Source organism: Phenylobacterium sp. (assembly GCF_024508875.1).
GTDB lineage: Bacteria > Pseudomonadota > Alphaproteobacteria > Caulobacterales > Caulobacteraceae > Phenylobacterium.
In genome coordinates this window covers 1-8257 of sequence record NZ_JANINU010000095.1, presented here as the reverse complement: position 1 = coordinate 8257, position 8257 = coordinate 1, and the positions used below count along the sequence as shown (strand labels likewise).

At 70.0% G+C, this 8257-nt stretch carries 7 protein-coding genes; 3 read left to right on the top strand and 4 right to left on the bottom strand.

Annotated elements, in window-relative coordinates; translation table 11 throughout:
• Nucleotides 1–278: 278 nt before the first annotated feature.
• Nucleotides 279–818: a cytochrome P460 family protein gene (locus Q0L11_RS08685; RefSeq protein WP_296596707.1), complete on the bottom strand. Its 540-nt coding sequence runs from the start codon at nucleotides 816–818 to the stop codon at nucleotides 279–281.
• A 546-nt stretch (nucleotides 819–1364) separates the two neighbouring features.
• On the opposite strand from Q0L11_RS08685, the gene Q0L11_RS08680 reads away from it, so the two are divergent.
• Entirely contained in the window at nucleotides 1365–3170 is a 1806-nt protein-coding gene (locus tag Q0L11_RS08680) for a PAS domain S-box protein (protein WP_296596706.1), read from the top strand.
• A 75-nt stretch (nucleotides 3171–3245) separates the two neighbouring features.
• Here Q0L11_RS08680 and Q0L11_RS08675 read toward each other — a convergent pair whose 3' ends face one another.
• Entirely contained in the window at nucleotides 3246–4283 is a 1038-nt protein-coding gene (locus Q0L11_RS08675; protein ID WP_296596705.1) for an NADP-dependent oxidoreductase, read from the bottom strand.
• Nucleotides 4280–5503, bottom strand: coding sequence for an alanine racemase (locus Q0L11_RS08670; protein WP_296596704.1), 1224 nt, complete (start codon nucleotides 5501–5503; stop codon nucleotides 4280–4282). Before Q0L11_RS08670 ends, Q0L11_RS08675 begins: the two co-directional genes overlap by 4 nt.
• A 15-nt stretch (nucleotides 5504–5518) precedes the next feature.
• Here Q0L11_RS08670 and Q0L11_RS08665 point away from each other — a divergent pair, with 15 nt between their 5' ends.
• Together Q0L11_RS08665 and Q0L11_RS08660 are read left to right on the top strand one after the other, a co-directional pair.
• A complete protein-coding gene (locus Q0L11_RS08665; protein WP_296596703.1) occupies nucleotides 5519–6085 on the top strand; it encodes a TetR/AcrR family transcriptional regulator in 567 nt (188 codons plus the stop codon).
• Nucleotides 6086–6151: 66 nt separating this feature from the next.
• Nucleotides 6152–6964 carry an SDR family oxidoreductase gene (locus tag Q0L11_RS08660; protein ID WP_296596702.1) on the top strand — a complete coding sequence of 271 codons (813 nt, stop codon included), beginning with the start codon at nucleotides 6152–6154 and terminating at the stop codon, nucleotides 6962–6964.
• 6 nt (nucleotides 6965–6970) lie between these two features.
• Here the strand turns inward: Q0L11_RS08660 and Q0L11_RS08655 are convergent.
• The coding region (locus tag Q0L11_RS08655; protein WP_296596701.1) for an AIR synthase-related protein at nucleotides 6971–8257 on the bottom strand (1287 nt) is incomplete at its 5' end.

The following is an 8257-nucleotide window of genomic DNA, read 5'->3' as shown; positions in this document are numbered from 1 at the left end:
CGCTGCCGGGCCTCGATCCTGTCCGCATTGTGCGACATGAACGAAAGAAGAACATAGGGCTCTGGGCGGAGTCAAAGTTGTTCGTGATTTTTCTTCCGCCGCCCCCCTCCCCGCTCGTCATGGCCTGGCCCAGGGTCGCGCCGCTGCGCGGCCGCCCGAGGCCAGGGTTCACCCGGCCATCCAGGCTGCCGTGGAAACCTGGCCGGCGCCTGGAATGGATCCCCGGGTCAAGCCCGGGGATGAGGAGCTGAGAGGGGGAGGCGTGGGGGCGCCTTAGCTTACCGCTTCTGGTACGGGTGGAAGATGTAGTCCTTGGCCTTCACGGCGGTGTGGCAGGCGTTGCCGCAGTCGGAGGGGGCGGCGTCGGCGGCGAAGGCGTCCTTGGCGGGGTCGTAGTTGAAGACGGCGTAGCCCCAGCCGCCGCTCTTGGCGAAACGCTTGCTGTCCTTCTCCATCAGGAAGGCCTGGGTGAAGACGTCGGGCACATCGACGTCGAAGGGCGCCTCGATGCTCTTCTTCGGCTTCCACTGGAGCTTGGCCACCTTGGAGCCTTCGGGGAAATGCTGGCCGTTCGCAGGGACGCCGGCCCTGAAAGCCTTGATCATGGTCGGGTTGGCCACGATCACCTTCAGCACTTCGCCGGTGCGCGCAGAGGAGACCACCGCCCAATCCTCGTAACCACGGAAGTCGGCGAAGGCGACGCCGTCGGCCGTCTTCAGCGCGTACTTATCCTGATGCGCGGCCACCGCGGCGGCCGCTCCGGCCGCCAGAAAGCCGGCCGTGGCGACGACGACGATGAGCTTCACGTTGCGGGTCATGATCGATCCCTTTCGACAACTGAGGGCGACGTCGTCCGGCGCCGCGCCGGACGGACGGCCGCGGCGGCCGGGACGGGGTCATTGGGGATCTGCCGTGGCGCGGCGCGTTCGGTCGCGCGAACGGCGGCAGATCGATGAGCGTAAGCGGGATACTGCGATACCGGGCTCCCGCGCCGGCGAGACGTCAAGTGCGATGTCGCGGACGCGCGTCCGCGGCAGGATCGACGTGTCTGGTATCGCGGCTGCGAGCGACGCCGGCGCGAACGCATCCCTTGGCAGGGACTGGGGCGGGGCCACCGCTGCGTTGCGTCCGGCTGGCGGAGGCGGTCCGTCGAGTCGCGCCGGTGATCAGGCGGCGGGGGTCTCGACCGGGGGTAAGCGCCTCGCGCCCTGCATAGATGGCGTCGCGCAGGAGGGATGCAAGGCGCGCGCACGGGGCGTGCCGTTGCGATCGGAAACTCAACCCCCGGGCGCTGTTTCTCGCATCATAGGGTTGTAAGTTGTTTCGATGAGGCCGCGACGGCGCGGCGTCGCGATGGTGCGCCTATGCAAGGACCGTCACACAGCCTGGGCTCAGGCGAGGGCGACCTCCAGACCATGCAGCGGCTCGAGGGCATATTGGCCTCGGCCATGGACGCCATCATCACCGTGAACGAGGCCCAGGTCGTGGTGGTGTTCAACCCGGCGGCCGAGCGGATGTTCGGCCTGCCGGCGGCCGAAGCGCTGGGGCAGCCGATCTCGCGGTTCATCCCCGAGCGCCACCATGGCGCGCATGGCGCGCATATCCGGCGCTTCCTGGAAACCGGCGACACCAACCGGCAGATGGGCTCGCTCGGCGCCGTCAGCGGCGTTCGCGCGGGAGGCGAGGAGTTTCCGATCGAGGCCTCCATCTCCCAGGTCCAGGTGGGCGGGGAACGGCTGGCGACCGTCATCCTGCGCGACATCACCGAGCGACGCGCCGCCGAAGTGGCGCTGATTGAGAGCCGCCGGCGCATGGAAGCGATCGTCGACTCGGCGATGGACGCGCTGATCACGATCGACGAACAACAGAGCATCATCGTCTTCAACCCCGCCGCCGAGCGCATGTTCGGGGTTTCGGCGGCCGAGGCGATCGGCACGTCCATCGAACGCTTCATCCCGGAGCGGTTCCGCGCCGGGCACCGCCAGCACATCCTGAACTTCAAGGAAGCGGGGACAACGAACCGGCGGATGGGCGCGCTGGGGGCCGTGAGCGCGCTGCGAGCGGACGGCGAGGAGTTCCCCGTCGAGGCGTCAATCTCGCAGGTTCGGTTCGGCCGGGCGAAGCTGGGCACCGTCATCCTGCGCGACATCACCGAACGGCGGGCCACCGAGGAGGCGCGCAACCTGCTGGCCCGTGAAGTCGATCACCGGGCGAAGAATGCGCTTGCCGTTGTCGAGGCGGTGGTCTCGCTGACGCGGGCCGAGAGCAAGGAGGCGTTCGTCGACGCCGTGCGCGGGCGGATCTCGGCCCTGGGGCGGGCCCATTCGCTGCTGGCGCAGAACAGTTGGCAGGGCGGCGACATCGCGCGGATCGTCGCAGAGGAGACGTCGAGCCACGGCCGCGAAGGGCAGATCGTGGTGGCGGGGCCCAGCCTGACGCTGCAGGCGCGCGCGGTGCAGCCGCTGGGGCTGCTGCTGCACGAGCTGGCCACCAACGCCGTCAAGTACGGGGCGCTGTCGGCCGCGGGGGGGCAGGTCGAGGTGTCGTGGTCGGTGCGCGACGACGGCGTCCTGGCGCTGGAATGGATCGAGACCGGCGGACCGGACGTGGCGCCGCCGCAGAGCGCCGGCTTCGGCACGACGCTGATGAAACAGGTGGTGACGCGGCAACTGGGCGGGACGCTCGACCTGCAGTGGCCGCGCGGGGGACTGCGGCTGGTGGCGACGCTGCCGCCGCAGGCGCACCGGCCGGACCGGATGAACCCGGCTACGCAGGCCGCAGGGCCCTTGTCGCCTGCGCTGGAGACGGGATCGCGCCGCGGCCGGCTGCTCGTCGTCGAGGACGAGGCGCTGATCGCCATGGCGGTGGCGAACGACCTGTCGCGCCTGGGGTGGGACATCATCGGCCCCGCGGCCACAGTCGAGGAGGCGCGGGCGCTGCTGGAACGCGGCGGGCTGCCGGACGCGGCGGTGCTGGACGTCAACCTGGGCGGCGAACTGGTCTACCCCCTGGCCGAGTGGCTGCGGGCGCAGAAGGTGCCGTTCGTGTTCTGCTCCGGCTACGAGCAATTGGAGGGCGGCGCCGCCTATGAACAATGGCCGCGGCTGCGCAAGCCGGTGGACGTGCAGTTGCTGGACAGCGAACTGCTGCGGATGGGCAAGGCGGCCTAGAGCGCGATCCGTCGAAGTGGAGGCCGGTTGGGCGAAGGGATCGCGCTCAAGATCAAAAAGATAGAGCCTTCCCCGCTACAGCGTCGGGTCGTCGGCGATGCGCACCAGCATCTTGCCGAAGTTGCCGCCCTTCAGCATCTCTGCGAAGGCGGCGGGGAGAGTTTCCAGGCCTTCTCGGATGTCTTCGAGGTAGCGGACTTTTCCCTCGGCGACCCAGGGGCCCATGTCGGCGAGGAAGGTGTCGTGGTGGCCTTCCACATAGTCGCCGACGAACAGGTTCTGGACGTGGACGCCGCGGGCCTCGGCGGCGGCCTTTTCCTGGGCGCCGGCGTTGGCCTCGGGGGCGTCGCCGTAGTGGGCGATGAGGCCGCAGATGGTCATGCGGGCGCCCGGGTTGAACAGGGGCAGGACGGCCTGGAACACCGCGCCGCCGACGTTCTCGAAATAGACGTCCACGCCGTCCGGGCAGGCGGCGGCGAGGTCGGCGGGCAGGGTGGGGTCAAGGTGGCTGACGCAGGCGTCGAAGCCGAGGGTGTCGGTGACGAAGGCGCACTTCTCGGGCTTGCCGGCGATGCCGACGACGCGGGCGCCCTTCAGCCTGGCGAGCTGGCCGGCGATCTGGCCCACGCCGCCGGACGCGGCCGAGACGACGACGGTCTCCCCGGGCTTCGGGTCGCCCTGGAGGATCATGCCGGCGTAGGCGGTGAGGCCCAGCATGCCGAGCACGCCGACGGCATGGGAGAGCTTGCCCTTGGCCGGGTCGAGCTTGCGCGGGACCATGTAGCCGGGGCGGGGCACGCCTTCGCCCATCAGGCCGTATTCGGACCAGCCGTTGGTGTTGAACACGAAATCGCCGGGGGCGAGGCCGGGGATGCGGCTCTCGACCACCCGGCTGACCGTGCGGGCGTGGCAGGGGGCGCCCTTGGCTTCGACGCCGCGGCGCTTGTAGCCCCACTGGTAGGGATCGAGGCTGACGTAGATCGTCCGGGTCAGGGCCTGGCCGGGGCCGGGCGTCGGGATCGGGCCGGTGCGGAGTTCGAAGGTGTCGGGCTGCGGCCAGGCGGGGACCGGATCGGCGGCCAAGGTCCAGTAGCGGTTCATGGCTTCGCTCATTGCGACGCGCCTCGGCCCTCGATGCGGACGATGTCGACCAGGACGTCGCCCTGGACGAGATGCATGAGGTCGTAGCGGTCGAGGGTGGGGTCGATGTGGCCGGGGGTGAGGGCGAGGCGGTCGCCGCGGGCGACGGGCGCGTCCTTGGGCCGGGACAGCATGCCATGCTCGTCGCCGAAGAAGCGATAGGCGCAGGCGGCGAACCGTTCGCCCAGCGGCTGGGGCGTCGGGCCGTCGGTGGAGAAGGCCTTGAGGCCGGCGTCGATGGTCACCCACTTCGGATGGTTGGCGCTGATCACCGTGGAATGGATGGTCAGGCTCTGTTCGAAGGCGCCGTCGGGGTCGGACTTGAGCGCGTCGCGGTATTCGCGGTCCATGAACGCGAACGAGCCGGGCTGGACCTCGTTGAGGACGCCCTGGGCGGCGTCGGCGGCGAAGGTGCCGGTGCCGCCGCCGGTGACGACTTCGACCGTGCCGCCGGTCGCGCGCACGGCGGCGATGGCGGCCTGGAGCTGTTTCATGCCCTCGGCCGCCGCGGCGGCGCGTGCGTTGGCGCCCTCGATGTGCTGCCAGGAGCCACCGTAGCCCTGGACGCCGAGGAGTTTCAGCGTGGGGTGGGCGAGGACCGCCCGGGCCACGGCGGCCGCCTGTTCGGCGTCGTGACAGCCGGTGCGGCCCATGCCGACGTCGACGTCGATGACCACCTGGATGGGCCCCTGGGCGGCGGCGGCCAGTTCGGCGGCCGCGTCGGGATGATCCAGCACGATGCGAAAGTCGGGCAGGGCGGCGGCGAGCGCGGCGGCGCGGGCGGCGGCGGCCGGGCCGGCGATGGGCGAGGTGACCAGGATCTGGCCAACGCCTTCGGCGGCCAGGGCTTCGGCCTCGGCCAGCTTGGCGCAGCAGACGCCCACGGCGCCCGCTTCGAGCTGGCGGCGGACGAGGGCGGCGGTCTTGTGCGACTTGAAGTGGGGGCGGAGCGCCAGACCGGCTGCGCGGGCGCGTTCGGCCATCCTGGCGACGTTGCGGTCGAAGGCGTCGAGGTCGAGGACCGCGGCGGGGGTAGGGATGGCGTGGATCGAGCCCGGCTCGCCCAGCACGGTAAGGGCGGCGGCGACGTGCGGTTTGTCGGCGAGCGGGCCGAGGCGGTGGCGGATGTCTTCGCGGAACGTCATGCCCCACCAGAGCACGTCATGGCCGGGCTTGCATAAAGCTGAATTCATATTCATCATTCTTGAATGAGGCAGAAGGACGAAGCCAAGGCGCAGGACATACTGCGGGCCACGCTGGAGGAGGTCCAGGCGGTGGGACTGGCCGGGCTGTCGATCGAGTCGGTAGCGCGCCGGGCGGGCGTGGCGACCGGGACGGTCTACATCTACTTCAAGGGCAAGGAGGCGCTGGTCGAAGCGCTGTACCTGCAGGTGAAGCAGAATTTTTCGGAGGTGGTGCTGGCCGACCAGGGCGATCCGCTGAAGGCCGCCTTCTTCCGGATCACGCGGGCCTACCTCGACTATGTGGTTCAGCATGAAGCGGAAATCGTCTTCATGGGGCAGATCGCGAATTCGCCCTACATGACCGACCGGGCGCGGGAGATCTCGGCCCAGGGCGCGCGGCCGGTGGCGGCCCTGCTGGAGCGGGGCCGGGCCGAGGACCTGCTGAAGGACATCGACCCCGCGTGGATGATGAGCTTCATCAACGGGACGCTGAAGGCCATGGCCCCGCTGGCGGCCCATGTGTCGAAGGCGGACTACCCGGCCTTCCGGGACCTGGTGGCGACCCTGTGCTGGGACGCGCTGAAGGCCTGAACAATCCAGTGGGCGCGGCGTATCGCGCGTCGAAAATGAGTCTAAATTCATTTTGGAGGAGCGAACATGAGCAAGACGATCTTCATCACGGGCAGCTCGACGGGCCTGGGCCGCGCCACCGCGCTGCTGTTCGCGTCGAAGGGCTGGAAGGTGATCGCCACGATGCGGAACCCGGCGGCCGAGACCGAGCTGCAGAAGGTGCCGGGCATCACGGTGATGCCACTGGACGTGCGCGACCTGAAGCAGATCGGCGAGACGGCCAAGGCGGCGCTGGCGCTGGGGCCGATCGACGTGCTGTTCAACAATGCGGGCTACGGCCTGGCGGGCGCGTTCGAGGGCGCCACGGACGAGCAGCTCCGGGAGGAGCTGGACACCAACCTGCTGGGCGTGATGCGGGTGACCCAGGCGTTCCTGCCGGCGATGCGCGAGCGGGGCGAGGGGACGATCGTCACCACGACCTCGATCGGCGGGCTGGTCGCGTTCCCGTTCAACTCGGTCTACCACGCCACGAAGTGGGCCCTGGAGGGGTGGAGCGAGAGCCTGGCCTACGAGCTGGAGCCGTTCGGCATCAAGGTGAAGACGGTGGCGCCCGGCGGCATCGCCACGGACTTCGCCACGCGCTCGATCGTGCAGACGCCGCACCCGGCCTATCTGGAGGCCATCGGCAAGGTCATGTCGGTGTTCCGCGATCCGGCGCGGCGCTCGAATGGATCGAGCGCCGAGCAGGTGGCCGAGGACGTGTGGGCGGCGGTCAACGATACGGCCGACCAGGTGACCTACGTATCGGGCAAGGACGCCAAGGCCTACTACGCCATGCGCCTGAAGGACGGCATTGCGGCGTTCCGCAAGACGGTGCGCGCGAGCTTCCTGGGGGCCTGAGGCTGGCTAGTCGCCCATGAAGGCCGGCATCCAGCCTTCGTGCGCGGCGCGGAGTTCGGTGAGGGGCAGGTCGAGGCCGCCCACGACGCGGATCGCCTCGCCGCCCGCCTCGCCGAGGATGGCGGCGGGGACGCCGGCGGCGCGGCAGGCCTGCAGCACCGGGGTCGGATCGTTCAGGGCGACGAGGTAGCGGGCCTGGTCCTCGGAGAAGAGGGCGACCCAGGGCGTGTCCTCTAGGCGCAGGTCGCAGCCGATGTTCGAGGCCAGGCACATCTCGCACACCGCCGCCGCGAGGCCGCCGTCCGAGAGGTCGTGGACGGTCTTCAGGACGCCGTCCTGGATCAGCTTCAGCACGACCTCGCCGGTCTTGCGCTCCAGGGCCAGGTCGACCGGCGGCGGGGCGCCGTCCTCGCGGCCGCCGATCTCGCGCAGATACATCGAGGCGCCGAACTCGCGGCCGGTGGCGCCGATCTGCACCAGGACGTCACCGACCTTCAGCCCGCCGAAGTCGGCGCGCCTGGCGTAGTCGGAGATCAGGCCCACGCCGCCGACGGTGGGGGTGGGCGGAATGGCGGCGCCGTTGGTCTCGTTGTAGAGGCTGACGTTGCCGCTCACGACCGGGAAGTCGAGCTCGCGGCAGGCTTCGGCCATGCCTTCGATGGCGCGGACGATCTGGCCCATGATCTCGGGCCGCTCGGGATTGCCGAAGTTCAGGTTGTCGGTGATGGCGATGGGCGTGGCGCCCACGGCCACCAGGTTGCGCCAGGCCTCGGCGACCGCCTGCTTGCCGCCCTCGTAGGGATCATTCTGCACGTAGCGGGGCGTGACGTCTGAGGTTACGGCCAGCGCCTTCCGCGTGCCGTGGACGCGGACGATGCCGGCGTCGGCGCCGGTGGCCGAGTCCTCCAGCGTGTCGGCCATCACGTGGCGGTCGTACTGCTCCCAGAGCCAGCGCTTGGAGGCCATGTCGGGCGCGCTCATCAGCTTCAGGACGGCGGCCTTCAGGTCGCTCGGCTCGGGCACGTCGCCGAGCGTCAGGCGCGGCTGGGCAGCCGGCGCGGTCCACGGGCGGTCGTAGAGCGGGGCGTCGTCGAACAAGGGAGCCAGCGGCACGTCGCAGACGACGGCGCCCTTGTGCTTCAGCACCAGGTGGCCGGTGTCGGTGGTCAGGCCGATGACGGCGGCGTCGAGGCCCCACTTCTCGAAGATGGCATGGCCGTCGCGCTCGCGGCCGGGCTTCAGGATCGCCAGCATGCGTTCCTGGCTTTCCGACAGCATCATCTCGTAGGCCGT